Source organism: Robertmurraya kyonggiensis, from assembly GCF_005116465.1.
GTDB lineage: Bacteria > Bacillota > Bacilli > Bacillales > Cytobacillaceae > Robertmurraya > Robertmurraya kyonggiensis.
In genome coordinates this window covers 513,550-531,924 of the sequence record NZ_SWBM01000002.1, presented here as the reverse complement: position 1 = coordinate 531,924, position 18,375 = coordinate 513,550, and the positions used below count along the sequence as shown (strand labels likewise).

The 18,375-nt window shown below is 40.0% G+C and carries 19 protein-coding genes; 9 read left to right on the top strand and 10 right to left on the bottom strand.

Annotation, left to right across the window (positions count from 1 at the left end; genetic code table 11):
- Positions 1–286: 286 nt before the first annotated feature.
- The 3 genes from FA727_RS13755 to FA727_RS13745 form a co-directional block, all read right to left on the bottom strand.
- Positions 287–811 carry a hypothetical protein gene (locus FA727_RS13755; RefSeq protein ID WP_158318872.1) on the bottom strand — a complete coding sequence of 175 codons (525 nt, stop codon included), beginning with the start codon at positions 809–811 and terminating at the stop codon, positions 287–289.
- Positions 812–858: 47 nt separating this feature from the next.
- Complete coding sequence (locus FA727_RS13750) at positions 859–1,842, bottom strand: hypothetical protein (RefSeq protein WP_136831708.1); 984 nt, start codon at positions 1,840–1,842, stop codon at positions 859–861.
- A gap of 172 nt (positions 1,843–2,014) precedes the next feature.
- Entirely contained in the window at positions 2,015–3,997 is a 1,983-nt protein-coding gene (locus FA727_RS13745; RefSeq protein ID WP_136831706.1) for a methyl-accepting chemotaxis protein, read from the bottom strand.
- A 147-nt stretch (positions 3,998–4,144) separates the two neighbouring features.
- Between FA727_RS13745 and FA727_RS13740 the strand changes: the two genes are divergently transcribed.
- Entirely contained in the window at positions 4,145–5,848 is a 1,704-nt protein-coding gene (locus FA727_RS13740; protein ID WP_136831704.1) for a DUF2207 domain-containing protein, read from the top strand.
- A 50-nt stretch (positions 5,849–5,898) separates the two neighbouring features.
- Here FA727_RS13740 and FA727_RS13735 read toward each other — a convergent pair whose 3' ends face one another.
- Positions 5,899–6,489, bottom strand: a complete 591-nt coding sequence (locus tag FA727_RS13735) for an NADPH-dependent FMN reductase (RefSeq protein ID WP_136831702.1) — start codon at positions 6,487–6,489, stop codon at positions 5,899–5,901.
- Positions 6,490–6,719: 230 nt separating this feature from the next.
- Between FA727_RS13735 and FA727_RS13730 the strand changes: the two genes are divergently transcribed.
- The 4 genes from FA727_RS13730 (at position 6,720) to FA727_RS13715 (ending at position 9,957) form a co-directional block, all read left to right on the top strand.
- Positions 6,720–7,250, top strand: coding sequence for a helix-turn-helix domain-containing protein (locus FA727_RS13730; RefSeq protein WP_136831700.1), 531 nt, complete (start codon positions 6,720–6,722; stop codon positions 7,248–7,250).
- 447 nt (positions 7,251–7,697) lie between these two features.
- On the top strand, positions 7,698–8,522 hold the full coding sequence (locus FA727_RS13725; protein ID WP_246041879.1) for an amino acid ABC transporter substrate-binding protein: 825 nt from the start codon (positions 7,698–7,700) through the stop codon (positions 8,520–8,522).
- Entirely contained in the window at positions 8,509–9,210 is a 702-nt protein-coding gene (locus tag FA727_RS13720; protein WP_136831754.1) for an amino acid ABC transporter permease, read from the top strand. The genes FA727_RS13725 and FA727_RS13720 overlap by 14 nt, the downstream gene beginning before the upstream one ends.
- Positions 9,211–9,222: 12 nt before the next feature.
- Positions 9,223–9,957, top strand: coding sequence for an amino acid ABC transporter ATP-binding protein (locus FA727_RS13715; protein ID WP_136831696.1), 735 nt, complete (start codon positions 9,223–9,225; stop codon positions 9,955–9,957).
- A gap of 99 nt (positions 9,958–10,056) precedes the next feature.
- Here FA727_RS13715 and FA727_RS13710 read toward each other — a convergent pair whose 3' ends face one another.
- Both FA727_RS13710 and FA727_RS13705 read right to left on the bottom strand, forming a co-directional pair.
- Positions 10,057–10,824: an HAAS domain-containing protein gene (locus tag FA727_RS13710; RefSeq protein WP_136831694.1), complete on the bottom strand. Its 768-nt coding sequence runs from the start codon at positions 10,822–10,824 to the stop codon at positions 10,057–10,059.
- Positions 10,825–10,828: 4 nt separating this feature from the next.
- Complete coding sequence (locus FA727_RS13705) at positions 10,829–11,155, bottom strand: PadR family transcriptional regulator (RefSeq protein WP_136831692.1); 327 nt, start codon at positions 11,153–11,155, stop codon at positions 10,829–10,831.
- A gap of 365 nt (positions 11,156–11,520) precedes the next feature.
- Here FA727_RS13705 and FA727_RS13700 point away from each other — a divergent pair, with 365 nt between their 5' ends.
- Together FA727_RS13700 and FA727_RS13695 are read left to right on the top strand one after the other, a co-directional pair.
- On the top strand, positions 11,521–12,864 hold the full coding sequence (locus tag FA727_RS13700) for a sensor histidine kinase (protein WP_136831690.1): 1,344 nt from the start codon (positions 11,521–11,523) through the stop codon (positions 12,862–12,864).
- 3 nt (positions 12,865–12,867) lie between these two features.
- Positions 12,868–13,527 carry a response regulator transcription factor gene (locus tag FA727_RS13695; protein WP_136831688.1) on the top strand — a complete coding sequence of 220 codons (660 nt, stop codon included), beginning with the start codon at positions 12,868–12,870 and terminating at the stop codon, positions 13,525–13,527.
- Positions 13,528–13,566: 39 nt separating this feature from the next.
- On the opposite strand, the gene FA727_RS13690 is transcribed toward FA727_RS13695, so the two are convergent.
- From FA727_RS13690 to FA727_RS13680, 3 genes are all read right to left on the bottom strand, one after another.
- Positions 13,567–14,922 carry a 4Fe-4S binding protein gene (locus tag FA727_RS13690; protein WP_136831686.1) on the bottom strand — a complete coding sequence of 452 codons (1,356 nt, stop codon included), beginning with the start codon at positions 14,920–14,922 and terminating at the stop codon, positions 13,567–13,569.
- On the bottom strand, positions 14,906–15,289 hold the full coding sequence (locus FA727_RS13685) for a hypothetical protein (RefSeq protein ID WP_136831684.1): 384 nt from the start codon (positions 15,287–15,289) through the stop codon (positions 14,906–14,908). Before FA727_RS13685 ends, FA727_RS13690 begins: the two co-directional genes overlap by 17 nt.
- A 626-nt stretch (positions 15,290–15,915) precedes the next feature.
- Entirely contained in the window at positions 15,916–16,485 is a 570-nt protein-coding gene (locus FA727_RS13680) for a YdhK family protein (protein ID WP_136831682.1), read from the bottom strand.
- 195 nt (positions 16,486–16,680) lie between these two features.
- Between FA727_RS13680 and FA727_RS13675 the strand changes: the two genes are divergently transcribed.
- Positions 16,681–17,304: a helix-turn-helix transcriptional regulator gene (locus tag FA727_RS13675; protein WP_136831680.1), complete on the top strand. Its 624-nt coding sequence runs from the start codon at positions 16,681–16,683 to the stop codon at positions 17,302–17,304.
- A 141-nt stretch (positions 17,305–17,445) separates the two neighbouring features.
- Positions 17,446–17,541, top strand: coding sequence for a putative holin-like toxin (locus tag FA727_RS24670; RefSeq protein ID WP_220096739.1), 96 nt, complete (start codon positions 17,446–17,448; stop codon positions 17,539–17,541).
- 156 nt (positions 17,542–17,697) lie between these two features.
- On the opposite strand, the gene FA727_RS13670 is transcribed toward FA727_RS24670, so the two are convergent.
- Positions 17,698–18,309 (bottom strand): superoxide dismutase, encoded by a 612-nt coding sequence (locus FA727_RS13670; RefSeq protein WP_136831678.1) that lies wholly within the window; start codon positions 18,307–18,309, stop codon positions 17,698–17,700.
- Between the last annotated feature and the right edge of the window lie 66 nt (positions 18,310–18,375).

Sequence of the window (18,375 nt, the reverse complement as noted above, 5' to 3'; positions counted from 1 at the left end):
AACCCCCATTTGGTTATTAGTTCTTCGACAGTTCTATTATACCAAAATGGAGGTTTTTTTCTTTTTGATTAAATCTTTGTGGTTTCCATTTTTATGGAAATGTTTTTCAGTGGTCTCGAAGCCTTCATAAAGACAACTATTGCAAGAAGCCAGTGAAAGATGTCCGCATGAAAAGTCCATCCTAACCTCACAAAAAAAACGTCCGAAAATCTATACTTTTCGCGACGTTTTCTATCAAATCATGCTCATATAGCTAAACCAACTTCACTCTCTTAATAAACATTTCTTAGCTTTCCTGAACTGTAACAGGAGGCACTTTCCCAAATTTATGAACTAATATGAGAAGAGTGACTTCCATAATTAGACTGACAATAATAGTGACCACACTTAGACCAGTCGCCCATCCCTCCGTCAGATTTACTAAAAAAGACTGAATTAGTATTACTATTAATGTAGCTGTTATGTATACTTTGCCAGTTTGCTCGGTTCGCTTGACTAGTTCTCCTACTCCCCATTCTTGAGCTATCCTTGTCATAAACTTTAAAAGGTAAAATACTAGAACAAGCTTTAAGATACCTAGACCCGTCATATATGTAGGCCATATTGAATAAGGTGAGACAACTTCATTTGGTGTATTCTGGACAAAAATAGTAGGAATCGATATGAACAAAAGAGCCAGTGCCATTGTTTTTACCTTATTTCTGTCACCTGAAGCATTCTTCTCCATTTCCAGTGCGCTAACTCCCGAAAAAACAAGAAAATACCCAAGTGGGTCAGGCAAAATATCAATCACAACAATATGAATCTCCAACAATATAAGCAATAGACCCCAGAAAATTTTTCGAAAAGAAGACTGCATCATTCTTTTTCACCCTCTTTCTCAGCGATCAACTGTTCAATAGCGCGCTGAATTATATAAGGATGATCGATAATACCCGCATAGCTAACAAACGACTCCCCAGATTCCGTTGTTCCAGTTATTTTTGAAGCCAGCTCAAGAAAACTAGTACGTTCTGGATTAAGAAACATATTCAGACTTAGCCTCTCATTTTTCTCCATCTCAAATGGAAATTCTACATCCTTAAGCAATATGCCCGGAGTATTTTCCCAGTCTACAGACCGATCATCATACCAACTCGGCATATCCTCCCCATCCTCAAGGTCCTCCCGCAACTCTATTTCACCTCGGCCAATATCTACCTTTGCTTTGAAAACATCTGATATTTCATTCGCGAAAGGCACTGATATGTCTTCTACAGTCAACGGCTTTAAACTAACAAATACGCCCTTGCTTTGACCATCATTGCTACCTGAACCCATCCGTTGTTCGAGAATTTCAGGAGTAGAATCATTTATAAGCAAAGCAACTTTCCCAATATTCGCAGTCATCTTTTCATGATTATCAAAATACACTTCCATATTTTCAAATGTCCATCTATCCCCCGGCTTACCTGTCACGAAAACCTCCGGACGAATCCCCACCGTTACAGACTTTAAATAATAATGAGAGAATTCTTGCTCCACATGCTGGGTTGGCTGACTATCCCCAAAAAAGTCGTAGTCAAATCCACCAGAATCCACATACACTTCAGCACCATCAATACGAACCTCCACTACTTCCAAAGGAGCATATTTGTTCGTTAAATAGAAAAAAGTTAGCTGAATCCCTTCTGATTCATAATAGTCAATATCCTCATCTTCGCTTCGAATAGGCAGTGCTTTTTCATAAAAATGTTCCATAAATATCGGTTCATCTAGTTGCTTAGATTCGAAATACAGGTAATTCCCACCCCAACTAAGGACCACGAGCAACAATCCGATCAACAAATACCTTTCTTTCAAGTTGTTCCCTCCCAGACCTTTCCATGTGACTATTATACCATTATTTAACAATGTCGAAGGGGATATTTTAGTGCTCGCTATACCTCAAATTCACACCATACTTACGAAAAAATAGAGTAGCCTTCAAAGCTACATCCATATGAGAATGAAGTTCAAAGCTACTCTATTATTATTAAAACTTATATTTTTTGATTAGACTTTGTAAATCGTCAGCCATTTCTGAAAGAGATTTGGCAGATAGAGAGATTTCCTCCATCGATGCCAATTGCTCTTCTGTTGATGCTGCCACTTCCTCAGATGTCGCTGCGTTACTTTTTGCTGTATCAGCAATTTCCATAACCGTTACATCTACTTCTTGTAGACCTGCTGACATTTGCTGAGCCGTAGAAGAAATATTCTCCATTTGTGGAATAATGTCTCTCATACTAGTTAAAATGTCGTTGAATCGGCGAATAGCTTCCTTCGAAACATCGAGCCCATCATTCACATCATTGGTTACTTGATTCATCTTCTTCACAGTCGTATCTGTATCCTTTTGAATCGCTTGAATGATTTCAGCAATTTGTTTGGCAGACGCTTGCGATTGCTCCGCTAATTTTCTTACTGAATCGGCAACGACGGCAAATCCTTTTCCAGCTTCGCCAGCGCGAGCTGCTTCAATTGCTGCATTTAGGGCAAGAAGGTTCGTTTCATCAGAGATCCCAGTAATCACTTCAAGAATGGAGCCAATTTCATGTGAACGCTTCGCCAACAACTGAATAATTTCGTTCGACTCTTGGACAGATAAAGAAATAGATTCCATTTGGCTTACCGTTTTGCTCACCGATTGGCCACCTTCTTCTGCCTTGTCTGTTGTTTCCTTAGTTAAGTCAGTCACAACAAGAGCACTTTTGGCAATTAACATCGAACCTTGAGAGACTTCATTGATGGCAGCTACTGACTCATCAATACTATGAGTTTGTTTTTCTGCTCCACTTGCTACCTCTACAATCGCAGATGCTACCTGCTCAGTTGCTTGGCTTGTTTGCTCAGCACTTGCCGTTAATTCATCTGATGACGCAGCAAGTTGAACAGAATTGTCTTGAATCGTACTTAGTAGTTCGCGAAGATTTCCTTGCATTTCGCTAAAGGAACGACTCAACTGACCTATCTCATCCTTTGAATTAGACTCGATCGCTTCCGTTAAATCACCTTCACCAATTTGCTTGGCTTTTTTCTGCAAATTATTTAATCTCTTTGTAATCGAACGAACAATTAAGACCACAATGATAGCACCGATTAAAAAGGCAATCACCATGACAACTAGATTTGTCGTGATGATCGGTTGAGCTGCATCCCTAACTTCCTGTGTATAGAATGTGCCCGCAATTTTCCAACCAGTGATTTCGTTGGTGACAAAAGCCATTTCTTTTTCATCACCATTAAATGAATAGCTAAAGCGGCCTGATTCTTTCTTATAAAGATTGTCAAAAAACTTTTCTTCGGCTGGTGCACCAACTTCTACATTTGGTGCAACGACATAATTCTTATTTTGGTCGAGTAAAATCGCATAGCCTTTTTCACCAATAACCACATCTTTCGTCACTTCTTGAAGCTCGGTAATATTCATATCGATTCCGAATACACCCGATCCATCACCGATTGACTGAGAAACGGTTACAACCATATCACCCGTACCTGCATCCACATACGGACTGCTTACAATAGCTTGACCATTTTTTGACTCTGCATCTGTATACCACTGACGAGCGGTCGGATCAAAATCTGCAGGCAATTCGATTTCTGGGTATGTAATCATTCGCCCATCGGATGTCCCTACATAAACAGTTTGAACTTCTGGATGAAGTCCGATATACTGCTTTAATTTTTGTACAATAACAGAGTCTTCACTTCCATCTCCATATATATCTGAAGTGATCGTTTCTGAAAAAAAGTTGGCATCATGTACTTTAGGAGAGAAAGTATAATCAAGATTCGAGTTTAATAATGAAACGTTACTTTCTGCCCCATCTAAAAGCACCTCTTTTAACTTACCTTCAGCGCTAGAAAAAGCAAAATAACTAACAATAAACATAGGTATCACTAACATAACTGCAAAAGTAACATATAACTTCTTTCCTAAGCCCATGCTAAATTTAGGAACAATTTTTTTCATATTCCTTCATGCCTCTTTCTTTAGTAAAATAGTTGTGTTTTACTCTATATCGACAGAAAACGAGACTTTTCAACAGGAAATTATCCCTATAAAGTGAAACCTTTTTTTACCAACTTTCGTATATCGATTAAAGGAGAGGTGTTCATCGTGATTAGAAAAATTTTTCCAGCAATATTTGTTAGTTTATTGACCGTGTTATTCTTGTTTCCGATAACGAGCTGGGCTGCTGACTTTATGATTACCCAGGTGAGAATCGATGCTTTTTTACAAGAGAATGGGAACGTCGAAGTTCAGGAAACCCATACGTATTCCTTTGATGGGGACTTTAACGGGATAACGCGCGAAATTATCCCGAAAAAAGGTACGAGTATTTCAAAGCTCAAGGCGAGTGAGAACGGGAATTCTTTGAAGGTGGAAAAGGAAGATGATTTATATAAGATTTATCGCAAAGGCGAAGATGAATTAATTACCGTTGATCTAGCTTATACGATCAAAAACGGGATCGATAAATATGCCGATGTAGCGGAATTTTATTGGCCATTTTTCGATGATCGGAATGAGTCACCTTATGAAAACATGACCATCGTTGTTCATCCACCTAGCGAAACATCCAATGTGATTGCCTATGGGGACGATGAAGCCTTTGATACCGAAATGGTCCAAAACGACGGTTCAGTGATTTTTCAACTAGGTGAAGTTCCAGAAGGTGAAAATGGAGATATACGCGTCGCCTATGATGCCGCCATTTTTCCAAGTGCGAGTATAGCCGCCGATAAAAATATGAAGGATTCGATATTACAGGACAGACAGGATCTTTACGAAAAAGCCGCTGCACGTGCGGAAATGAGAGAAACTCTTGATAGCGTTTCTTTCGTAGTAGTAATCGTATTTACGGGAATCCTGTTGCTGTTTGGAATTGTGGCTTACATGCGAGCAAGGGCAAGAGAATTAGAGGTCGAACGAAGAAGCGAGCAATCTTCTCTCATTCCGAAGGAAGAATTGAGCATGCCGGCAACACTCTATTTTATTAAAGGCCTTCTTCCTGCTGATGCGATAGCAGCTGCACTCCTAGATTTGGTGCGAAAAGGTTATGTTAAGAAGTTAGAGGATGACCGTTTTCAATTCGTAAGTTCGGCTGGTGCCTTAGAGCATGAGCAAATGCTAATGAAATTTTTATTTGACGAAATTGGCTCTCGCGGAGAATTTAGTTTTGCGGATTTAAAGGCCTACACAAAAAGGAAGAGTAATCATGAGAAATACCACACGAAAATGACCCAGTGGCAGCAGGCTGTCCAGCAAGAAGTAAAAGAAAAAAACTTGTTTGAAAAGAACGGAAAGCTCCGTTGGCTGTTTGCTACTTTCAGTATCTTTTTGTTTGGTTTTGGAATTTATGTGTTAGTGTACGAACTATTTGGATGGTTCTTCGCATGCTTTGGTTTATTTGTGGCTTATTTAATCTTAGCTCTCGTTTATAGGCCAAAGACAACGGAAGGCATACAGATTAAGACCGGCTGGCGATTGATGAAGGAGCGATTAGGGAGACTTTCTACGAAGGAATGGGAAGACTTATCTACAGATGAACAAATGCGCGGCTATATTTTTGGAATCGGCATGAACGATAAAAATGTTATCGCTCGGAATAAAGAGCTGATTCAATCGTTCCAGCGCCCTGCTCATCACAATCAGGATGATTGGTTCGTTTTCAATTCGTTATTCCTGATTGGTCCACTGGCCTCTTCTCATTTTCAATCAGCCGATCGGACCACACAATCCACTGTAAACACCACATCCAGTACGACTGGTGGAGGCGGCGGTGTTGGTGGCGGCGGTGGAGGTTCGGGTGCATTCTAAAACAAAAAAGGTTAATCAGCCATTTGCGGCATGATTAACCTTTTTTTGTTTTAGCGAATTGTTTTTAAAGCTTTACCCCAAGCGTTAACTTGGTCAAGCATTAAGTTCACGTTATCTAAGTGCATATCTTGTGGCTTGAAAGTTGAGAAGTTTTCAAAGTCAGTGAATAAAGATAATGTTGGATGTGTACGAACGTCCGCAATCATTAATTCTCCCATAATTCCTCGTAGGTGTTCTGCTGCACGAGCCCCACCAGTTGAACCATAGCTGACAATACCAGCAGATTTGTTGTTCCAAGCTTCACGAGCATAGTCAAGAGCATTTTTAAGAGCTCCAGTAATACTGTGGTTGTATTCTTGAACAATAAATACAAATCCATCTAAGCTATTAAGTTTTTCATTCCAAGCAGCAGCGCCTGGTGCTTCGCCTTCACCTAGTAAAGGTAATTTATATTCAGCGATATCTACGATTTCGTAGTTTGCATCTCCACGCTTGTCAGCGATTGATTTTACCCATTCTCCAACTTGAGGACTTACGCGTCCGTCACGTGTACTACCTAAGATAATCCCGATGTTAAGTTTTTCAGTCATTACTTCTTCCTCCTTAGTTGTTTTCTTAAAAAGTTTGTCTAAGAAACCCATGTAGCTGCACCACCAGTTTTACTTTATTAGAATGAATTATTCGGTAAAATTCCATACAAATTAGATAATGGAATTTTAACTCATACTAAGAAAAACTCTTGATGAGCAATTAGTTTCTTAATATGAATAATTTATATTTATAAGATAACAAAATCCACTATGGATTGTCAAACATTTTTTTGCTAATATAGAATTAAGTTTTCTATTAAGAAACGGTTGGAGGTGTTAAGGTGGATATTGGGTCGAAGATTCGCGCTATCCGAAACAGAAAAAAAATTACAATTGCGCAAATGTGTGAAGCAACAGGACTTTCTAAAGGATTTATCAGCAATGTGGAAAACAACAACACTTCTCCATCGATCAGCACATTGCAAACGATTGCCAATTTTTTGGAAGTACCTTTGCCGTATTTGTTGTTAGAAAAAAAAGAGCAGCTCCAAGTAGTACGTAAAAATGAAAGAACTCAATCCTTCGATAAGGATTCAAAAATAGAGCTTGTCGGTTCGATTGGCAGTTTGAAAATGAACATGTTAGAGCTTCCCCCTGGTGCGACTATGGAAAATTCAGATGCACAGGCAGGACAAGAATGCCATTTGGTCTTGCAGGGAAAAGTCATTGCTGAACAAGGCGAAGAATCCGTGGTATTAGAAGAAGGGGATTCTTTTTGCTGTAACACGTGCGTTCCGCATAAAGTGAAAAATATCGGCGAGGAGAAAGCCGTTGTGCTGGTCGCCGGTCGTACGGAAATGGAAATGAAATAATGGAATTTGATGCACCGTCCCAGTTTTGGGGCGGTTTTTTTGTTGTTTTTGGAGGGTATGCGGGTGTGTGATAGTTGTCTATTTGAATTTCTATTCGTGTGTCTGTGTAGTTGCCATATATCGGCGGTTTTGGTGACTTTATCGGCGAAAAAAGAAATATATCGGCGGAAATCCAGATATATCGGCGAAAAATCAATTATATCGGCTTAAACGCGTTAGAGTGCAGCCCCTCCCAAAACAGGATATCGGTCTTTATAAATTTTTATCGGTCTTCGTTGCAATATATCGGTCTTTATCCAAATTATATTGGTCTTCAAATAAATATTTCGGTCTTCCGCACAATATATCGGTCTAACCCTAAAATGGGCCCTCGAAATAACAAATCATAAAAGCCCAACTTGTTGGGAAGATTATTCCTATATGAAGAATTTGAGGAGGCAGAGAACAGTGAACAAGAAATTCCGTCTATTTTTCATCCTGCTATTATGCTTTGGACTTGCCTTTTTAGCTAGCTGTGGAAACAACGAAAACGATGAAACTGAAAAAGAGGAAACAACAGATAAAGGAGACGACCTCCTTTCTAAGGTAAAAGATGAAGGAAAACTATTAATCGGAACTGAAGGTACCTACCCTCCTTTTACTTTTCATGATGATAAAGGAGACCTCACTGGGTTCGATGTAGAAATCGCGAAAGAAGTCGCGAAAAGACTCGACGTGGAACCTGAATTTTTAGAAACCCAATGGGATGCCATGTTTGCAGGTCTTGATGCAAAGCGATTTGATATGATCGCCAATCAGGTTGGGATTCGCGAGGATCGCCAAGAAAAATATGATTTTTCCGACCCTTATATTACTTCAGCAGCCGTACTGGTGGTTCCAAAGGATAATGAGAACATCAAAAATTTCGAGGATATAAAGGGATTAAAATCGGCCCAGTCGTTAACAAGTAATTACGGTGATATCGCGAAGCAATATGGAGCTGAACTTGTTGGGGTAGAAGGCTTTAACCAAGCAATCGAACTCTTAAACTCTGGCCGCGTTGACGTCACGATTAATGATAAGTTAACTGTCCTCGATTATTTGAAGCAACGACCTGATGCCAATGTGAAAATTGCGTCCACACACGATGATGCTTCCCAAAGTGGTCTCATGTTCAGAAAAAATAGTGATACCCTTGTAGAAGAAGTCAACAAGGCACTAAAAGACATGATTGACGATGGGACATACCTAAAAATTTCTGAGAAATGGTTTGGTGAAGATGTACTTAAATAGCATAATCGCGGATCCAGAAAGACTCGATCGGCTAGTCGAAATCGCGCAAAGTTCCCTCCTGCCTATGCTGGAGGGGGCTATTTTATATACGATCCCACTCACCCTCATTACCTTTGTACTGGGACTCATTTTAGCCGTATTAACAGCCTTAGCACGCATTTCAAAGATTAGAATACTACAAATCATCGCACGAATTTATGTTTCAGCCATCCGAGGCACACCGCTCTTAGTGCAATTATTCATCATCTTTTACGGCCTGCCGACGATTGGCTTAACAATTGACCCCTTCCCTTCTGCTATCATCGGTTTTTCATTAAATATCGGTGCATATGCGTCCGAAGTCATACGTGCAGCGATATTATCGATTCCAAAAGGACAATGGGAGGCGGGATACTCGATTGGCATGTCCTACACCCAAGCCATGAGACGCATCATTTTACCACAAGCATCAAGAGTTTCCGTCCCACCCCTTTCCAACACATTTATTAGTTTGATAAAAGATACATCTCTCGCATCGCTTATTCTAGTCACAGAAATGTTCCGGCGCGCGCAGGAAATTGCTGCTACCAACTACGAGTTCTTGCTTTTATACTCGGAGGCAGCCATACTTTACTGGATCATCTGCTTCATCTTATCGATTGGTCAAGGAAGACTGGAAGCGCGACTCGATCGATACACCGAAAAATAAGGAGTTTACAAAATGATTTCCATTGAAGGTTTAACAAAAAGCTTCGACCAATTAGAAGTATTAAAAGGAATTGATCTTTCCGTTGAAAAAGGCCAAGTGGTCGTAGTAATCGGCCCTTCCGGTTCTGGTAAAACAACATTGCTACGATGCTTAAATATTCTAGAGGCACCCACAAGTGGCGTCGTCTCAATAGGGGGAAAAACGCTCGATTTTTCGCACCGAGTTTCCAATAGAGAAATTGCCGAATTCAGAAGGCAGACCGGCATGGTGTTTCAAAGCTACAACCTTTTTCCTCATAAAACGGCGTTGGAAAACGTGATGGAAGGACCGCTAGTAGTGAAAAAAGAAGATCGAGAAGCTGTTCGAAAAAAGGCTGAGGCTATACTTGCGAAAGTTGGCCTTGGCTATAAAATCGACTACTACCCTTTTCAGTTATCCGGTGGGCAACAGCAGCGTGTTGGAATCGCTCGAGCCTTAGCAATGGAACCAAATGTCATGCTATTTGACGAACCGACTTCAGCACTTGACCCGGAACTTGTCGGCGAAGTATTAAAAGTCATGAAAGATCTCGCCAAAGAAGGCATGACCATGGTTGTTGTAACGCATGAAATGCGCTTTGCCAAGGAGGTGGCCAATGAGGTCATTTTTATGGAGGATGGCGTCGTCGTTGAGAAAGGCAAGCCCGAGCAGATTTTTGTTGCACCAAAAGAAGAACGTACAAAACAATTTTTGCGAATGATCCAATGATGAGTAAAAGCAAGGAAGGTCCGATGGTTCATCTATAATGTATATAAGTGAACCATACGTACAATTATGAAGGCCATCATTGAATGGCCTTCTGAAAATCTACTGCTCCGTTAGCTTTTTCTCTTTATTTTTCTCTATTTTCATCACGATGAGAGCATAAGCAACAAAACACACAGGGACAATAATGCCACTTACAGTTAATTTTGTACTCTCTACAAGGTCAGTTCTATCTAAAATAAACTCTGGAAAAAATAAAATTATTGGAAGAACAATAGATACCCACGTTTTACTCCAAATTGCTATTCCAACGAAAACTAAAATTGGTAAAATGATTGCGATAACTTTTCCAACAACCCCAAGTTGAATAGCTGGTGTATGATAAAATCTGTCTAGAAAGATTAATGCAATAAATAAAACTAGTGGCGTCGAACCCATAACCCCAAACATGAACCACTCTTTGATTTTTGATATTTTGTTACTTGCAACATATTTAAATAAAACCGATGTAAGTAACAAAGAAAATAAGAAAATAAATGGATAACCCACCATTTCAAATACTGAGTATTCTAATTCTCCTCGTATAGCATCCCCTAGTAAAATATATGAAAATGCCCCTATCACTATAATGGGTATATATTTTAGCAATCCCTTAATATCAATGGACATTTCATTTGCAATTTGTTCCATATATTCTTTAGGTGTCTTCCCGATAATATCTTCTACGTTCTTCCCATTCTTTTCAGCTTCAAATAAATGATCTTCTAATTCCCCAATTATTTCTTCAATTTCTTTTCCATTTTTACCACTGGAAAATAAATAAAGCCTTAAATTCTCTAAAAATTCACGGCTATCCTTTGAAATTTTCATGAAATTAACCTTCCTCTCCTAGCAATTTATTTACACTATTTGCTATATCACTCCAACGCTCCTTAAATTCACTTAGCTCGTCTCTTCCTTTATCCGTCAAAGAGTAATATTTGCGCTTCGGTCCTCCCGAAGGAAGTTCTTTTTGGCTAGTTGTGACAAGCCCCTCCTTTTTCATACGAAGTAATAAAGGATAAATACTGCCTTCGCTCACCATTGAAAACCCATAACTATTTAATTTTTCCATCATTTCATACCCATATGTCTCTCCCTTAGAAATTATGGATAGGAGACAACCTTCTAATATACCTTTTAGTATTTGACTTGATGACAATGTATTCCCTCCCAACTGCATGGCAATACTAACTTGCTATGCAACATAGTTCAGCAAGAATATACACTACAACTATTTTGTAATGCAAGATAGTTAAACAATAACATAAGGCTAAATTCGATTCAACAAATTTTGGGAATTAATTTACAAAAGTTCTGTTAACACTGAAAGAATTCAATACTTTTTAGAAATATTCATTATAAAAAATCGTTGTACTTTTTTGTTTTACTACCAATGTTCCATTCACCTGCTAAATATTTAATCTAAGCAGGTAAGTCTATTCTTCACTCCGGTTTTCACATCAATTTCTTTTTTCTGCATTCATTCTTCACATTTTCCAAGTAAAATGGGGAGAGGTGATCTTTTTGAAAAAACTATCTATTAAACTCGGAATCCTCTTCTTTATTATTATTTTTGGCCTTTTGTCGTCGATGTTTTTCTTTTTACATATTGGTATTGCCGACAATCGTATTGAAGAAGAACTGCACGCACTACAGGCGCGGGGAAATTCACATAAAGTAGTATTGGAAAAACATTTTACGCAAGAAACGATTGCGCATGTTGTCTTGATGGAGTCTGAATCAACGACTGATGTGGTCATTGTTGACCCTGATGGAGAGGTACTAGGTGCTTCCGGATCAATCCAGAAGTTCGAAAAATATTTGACGATACCAACTGAAACCAAAATTTTAGAAGATAATTGGCAAGAAGAACCATATATTGCGACCGTCAGCCCGATTGGTGAAACTGGGCAAATAAAAGGCTACGTCTTCATGTTCGAGAACACAAAATCCGTTCATTCGTTAATGGAAAGTTTGAATGAGCATTTTCTTTTAGCCGGATGGGTATCGGTCTTTTTCACTGTGATTATTATTATCTTTTTATCGAAAGGCATCACGAAACCGCTTCTAAAAATGAAAGAAGCAACCTATCAAATTAGCAAAGGCGATTTTTCCGTATCTTTACCGATTACCTCTAAGGACGAGCTTGGCGATTTGGCCAACTCGATCGAGACGCTCGCAACCGAGCTCAGCTATTTAAAAGAACAGCGAAATGAATTTCTCGCGAGCATTTCTCATGAACTACGCACACCTCTTACCTATATAAAAGGATACGCGGATATTGTGAGCAAACGAAATCTAAGCGACGAAGAGCGCAACAAATATCTCAACATTATCAAGGAAGAAACAGATCGGTTAACTGGCTTGATCAAAGAGCTATTTGATTTGGCGCAAATGGATCAAAACACGTTTGTAATTGAAAAAGAACGGATTCAACTAAGTCCCTTTTTAAAAAAATTGGAAGAAAAAATCACTCGAGCTTTTGAACAGGAATTCAAGCTCAGTTGTGAACCAAATATTGAAGTCATTGCCGATCCGGTCAAGCTAGAACAGATTCTCATCAATCTACTCGATAATGCGAGGAAGTATTCAGCGAAAGGCTCCACCGTTAAGCTCGAAGCTTGGAAAAATAGGAATTCTACCCATATTGTCATTGCAGACAACGGAAAAGGGATCCCTGAAAAGGATCTCCCCTATATTTTTAATCGCTTTTACCGAGTTGAAAAGTCTCGAACAAGATCACTTGGTGGGACTGGACTTGGTCTCGCAATTGTGCAGGAACTCGTTCACGCCCATGGTGGAGAAATTACGGTGACAAGTATCGAGCATCACGGAACGAGATTTGAGATCATTTTTAAAGGGGAATGAGCGATGAATACGATTTTGTTAATTGATGACGAACCGATGATGTTGGATCTATTGTCGTTGTACCTTTCCCCTCTTGGCTACACCTGTATCAAAAAAGAGTCGGCAAAGGATGCGTTGGCCTATTTACAATTCCATTCGGTTGACCTCATTTTACTAGACATCATGATGCCGGAGATGGACGGCTGGGAAGCCTGTCAGGAGATTCGAAAAAAGTGGGACACGCCAATCATTATGCTGACTGCGATGAGCGAAAAGTCCGACGTCGTTAAGGGACTAAATTTTGGTGCAGACGATTATCTTTCCAAACCATTTGATGAAGAAGAACTGACTGCGAGAATCAGAGCTGTATTGAGACGGCATAAAAAAGAGACCAATCAAGGTCTTTTGTTGGATCAGGATTCCTACCAGCTTCAATATGAAGGAAAGGATATTCCGTTAACTCCAAAGGAATTTGCGATGATGGATTTATTTTTAAGTCATCAGAATAAAGTGTTCTCACGTGAACATCTAATCGTAACCATTTGGGGCTATGATGGAAACACCGAGGATCGGACTGTCGATTCTCATGTTCGGAATTTACGAGATAAGCTTAGAAAAGCCGGATTCCCTGCTGAAGAGTATTTGCAAACAGTTTGGGGAGTTGGATACAAATGGGCGGAGTAAATACCCCGCCCTATTTTAGTATGTAACTGTTCCTTCCGTTTAGACTCGATGGACCATTGGCAAGGCAAATAAATAGAGATTTGCCACCGTTAGGACGATCATCAAAGCATAGTATGGAGCTAGTTGTGTGAACGACGCTTTTTTTCCAATGCGATTGATCGTATAGACAGAGCAAATAAAGCCTAAAAGGATGATGCCATATTGCATGAACTGCACCGTACTACCTGATAAAAGGCTAAGTTCACCGCTGATGTTCGCTCCAAACAGCCCAGCAGTGTTAAACCAGATCGCTTTTCCCTCTGTTAAAATATGAAACAAATTATGAGCGAGGTGTCCCGCGAGATCTAACGGAATAATGGCATAGCCAAAGCGAACAAAGTTTTCCTTCACCTTTTCAGAGTTCCCTTTTAACAAAACAGAAGTTTTCGCCGTCCCCATTAATAAAAGCACAGGGAGTAGCATTGATAACACAAAGGCAACTGTGAAATTCACCGTATAGTTTACCGTTCCAGTTACAGAGCCGATGACACCTAAAATATCTTCCCAAATTTCCAGCATGGTAATGTTTTGGACAAAGACGATGCCCATAATCACCGTTGCTAATGCCGCATGCTCAAGCTTTGGTTTCTTAATGCCCCACAATTCCTTCGTCGGAATGCGTGGCGAAATATGAATCGAATTATTTGGACAAGTCTTCACACAGTTTCCACAAAGATTGCAGTCTGCACTTGAATCCATCGTGCGCACAAATTGAAACATCGGACAGCCTTCTACTTGTTCATTTCCTTTAAAACAAGACTGTGTTTTACAAGTACGACAGATGTCCGGTGTTCCTCGTAGTTCCACCATGCCAGCACGCGAGTAGTTTCCTGCTAGACCCCCAAGGAAACACAGAGTCTTACAAAACGTTCTTCTTTCGTAAAAAACGGATGTTCCGACGACCATGGTTACGAGTGCAAGAAGTAAATACCCCGAGCCTCTAGGTGATTCAACAATGCCCCAGACATGGTCACTCCAGGTGATTAAAATAAAGAACAAGTCGATCAACCAGATGCCGTATTTCTTCAAGAATTTAGGCATTGGTCTTTCACTGCCGACTAGTTTCCGAACGATGTCACTTAGCTTTCCAAACGGACAAATGGCGCACCAAAACCTTCCTGCCACAATAAACAAGACAGGAATAATCGGCCACCACAGTACCCACGTAAGGGAAGTCCCAAAGTTTTTACTCGGATTAACCGTGCCGATAACCAGTTCAAATACAATAACGGAGAACACCACCATGGTCGCCCATTGAAAGATGCCCGGATACCATTTGCTTTGAATGAATCGTTTTACGAATGGAATGTCTAATAGGTTGATAGGTTGCTTGATCTCGTTAGGCTTTCTTTCCATAGACTTGGATGCCTCCCTTCTTTTTGTTCCACAAACCAATGCTGATAAATGCGAGATTAATAAGACCGAATACACTTAAGATGGTGTAATTTGGCCGCGTTTCGACCACCGGTCCTCCGTGACCATGACCTTGGCTACTTTCGGAAGAGTCTTCGTGTGTAGTGGTGCCATACTCGTCATGGGAGACAGTTTCGTCTTCGGTGTGCGACATGTCACCATGGTCTTCATGCTCGCTCTCTTTTCCATTTAAGAATCCCTCAATATCCTCTGAAAGTTCATCGGAATGAGAGTGCCCCTCATCTGCTACAGAGGTCTGAGGAAATACAAATAAAATGATTAAAAATAACATAAGCCACTTAGCTTTCATCCTTGTTTACCACCTGCTTATCTGTGATTTAACAGTGTTCACTGTATGGCAAAACTATGCAGAAACAATGGATATTTCGTGGACGATTTGTGGACATAATTGAAAATTAGATTCACCAGAAATGGTATCTATCATTGGGGTGGTCTTCATAGACGGGGCATGAATCAATATTTATGGATTTCTCGTAGAATATGTCCACACATGAACGATTCATGAAGACACTATTTCTCAATTCCTATTGAAGTATGTCCGCATGAACGCTTCATGAAGACTCTATTTTTCGATTTCCATTGAAGTATGTCCGCATGAACGCTTCATGAAGACTCTATTTTTCAATTTCCATTGAAGTATGTCCGCATGAACGCTTCATGAAGACTCTATTTTTCAATTTCCATTGAAGTATGTCCGCATGAACGCTTCATGAAGACTCTATTTTTCGATTTCCATTGAAGTATGTCCGCATGAACGCTTCATGAAGACTCTATTTTTCGATTTCCATTGAAGTATGTCCGCATGAACGTTTCATGAAGACTCTATTTTTCGATTTCCATTGAAGTATGTCCGCATGAAAAAGTTGCGGAGCTATACAGAGCCGAAAAAAAATCTGCCTCAAAATCTGAGACAGATCACTTCACTGGAGAAAGCTCGTTCTCCGTTACCCATTTATGATTTTTCACTTCTTGCCCATCCGTCGTTGTGAAATCGACCATATACACTGTTGTATCTTCTGCTGTATCAATCGTCACCGTCGCATCTGCCATCCCTTCCATATGGGCGGCATCCGTTTTCACTTCGGCACCAGGTGCCAATGGCTTTTCTCCTGCATCAATCAGTTCTTCATGAATGACCCATTTGTGATTTTCTACCTTGTCTCCACCAGTTGTCGGTGTATAAGAAACCGCATAAACGGTGGTGCTATAAGCCCCAACGATTGTCGCTTCGGCTCCCTTCATTCCTTCCATATGGTCGGACACAATAATCGCTTTGCTTCCAACTTCAAATGTTGGATTTTCCGCTTCCTTCAATCCTTCTGGTACTTCTCCTGAACTAGACATATCCATATGTTCATGGCCCGTTCCTTCAGCACGTTCCACTTTCTCTGCATCGGCAGTTTCTTCCTTCTCATCGGAACAAGCCGTTAATGCGAATAATAGTGCGCCTATCAACAAGAATAAACCATGTCGTTTTTTCTGCATAAAAGTATCCTCCTTTGGTAGTTATGAATAGTTTTACCAAAAAGATGTGCAGAAATTGTGAAGTCAGACAAATGCTTCATAGAATAGTGCGCCTTTTATTTTTTTATACTTTCAAGTATAATTAACTATAATATAGTCGTCGTTCAGTAGTGCTTGGCACTGCTTTTTATTTTACAAAGAATCGAGGTGTTTTTCTTGGCTGCAAAAATCACAACGAAAGAGCGAATCCTTGATTTGCTTAAAAGACAAGGCTCCGTCACGGTGAACGAACTCACCGACCATTTAAGCATTTCTCATATGGCAGTCAGAAAACATCTTGATAGCCTGCAAAAAGACAACATCATTTCGTCGAAGGAAATCAAACAACCGATTGGAAGACCGCTTCAAATGTATCTCCTAACCGATACTGGGGACAACTTGTTCCCGAAAAATTACGAAGGTCTTACTCTCGAATTTTTAGAAGATATGAAAGAACTGTATGGAGAGGATTCCATTCAAAAATTATTCCAGAAACGGGAAGAACGTCTCACTTCGGAATATACAAAAAGACTCGCGAAAAAGACAAATAAAGAAAAAATTCATGAGATCGCTAATATCCAGAACGAAAAGGGATATATGGCAGATGTCACAGAAATTGATGCACAAACATTTGAGTTGATTGAATATAATTGCCCGATTATGGCCGTAGCGAATGAATTTAAAACCGCGTGTCAATGCGAAACAAATTTATTTAAGAAAGTCCTGGGTACGAAGGATGTTCGCCGTGTTAGCTGTAAAACTGACGGCAATGATCATTGTAAATTTCTCATTCAGGTCTAAAAATGGAACGGACGCTTATTAGAAGAACGGATAAGTGGCAATAATGAAGAAGTAACGAAATAGTGTGTTCAAGGGCGGTCGGCATCTCTTATTCTGAAACTTTTCAGCCAAATTTTGCGAAAAGGGAAGGAGATGATGCCGATGTCAGTATATGAAGGCTTGACTCTCATGATCGGTTTTGCAACCTTGATCGTGTCTGTTGTAGCTTTGGCATATACTTTTTCTAGAAAAAAGTAAAACCGCCCCTTGAGCTTGCCAGCCTGGGCGGTTTTCTGTCCTAATCGCTGATCGCTTTTGAAGCGATACTATTTTGTTACAGGACCATTTGGTGTTACTAGCACCGAATGGTCTTTTTTAATATTATCTTCATTTTAGGAAGATATTATAACAATCTTATTTTGTAGCTGCAAAAAGCTTGTTCACTTCATCCCAATTTACTACATTGAAGAATGCTTGAACGTAGTCAGGGCGTCTGTTTTGATAGTTCAGGTAGTAAGCATGCTCCCAAACATCGAGACCAAGGATTGGAGCCTTACCTTCCATTACCGGGCTATCTTGGTTTGGTGTGCTAGTAATTGCAAGTTGACCATTGTCAACAACTAACCAAGCCCAACCAGAACCGAAACGGCCTGCTGCTGCTTTTGCGAATTCTGCTTTGAACTCATCAAAGCTACCGAATGCAGCATCGATTGCTTCTGCTACTTCGCCTGTTGGATTTCCGCCACCTGCTGGTGAAAGAAGTGTCCAGAATAGGCTGTGGTTCGCATGACCACCACCGTTGTTACGTACAGCTGTACGGATGCTTTCAGGAACAGCATCAAGGTTCGCGATTAATTCTTCAATGCTCTTGCTTGCTAAATCGTCGTGACCTTCAAGTGCTGCATTTAAGTTGTTTACATAAGTTGCATGGTGACGATCGTGGTGGATCATCATTGTTGTTTCATCGATATGTGGCTCAAGTGCGTTGTTTGCATAAGGCAATGCTGGTAATTCGTATTTAGACATGTGAATTCCTCCCAATATGTAATGTTTACCTTTTCATTGTATTTTCTTTTGCGTACTTTTTCAACT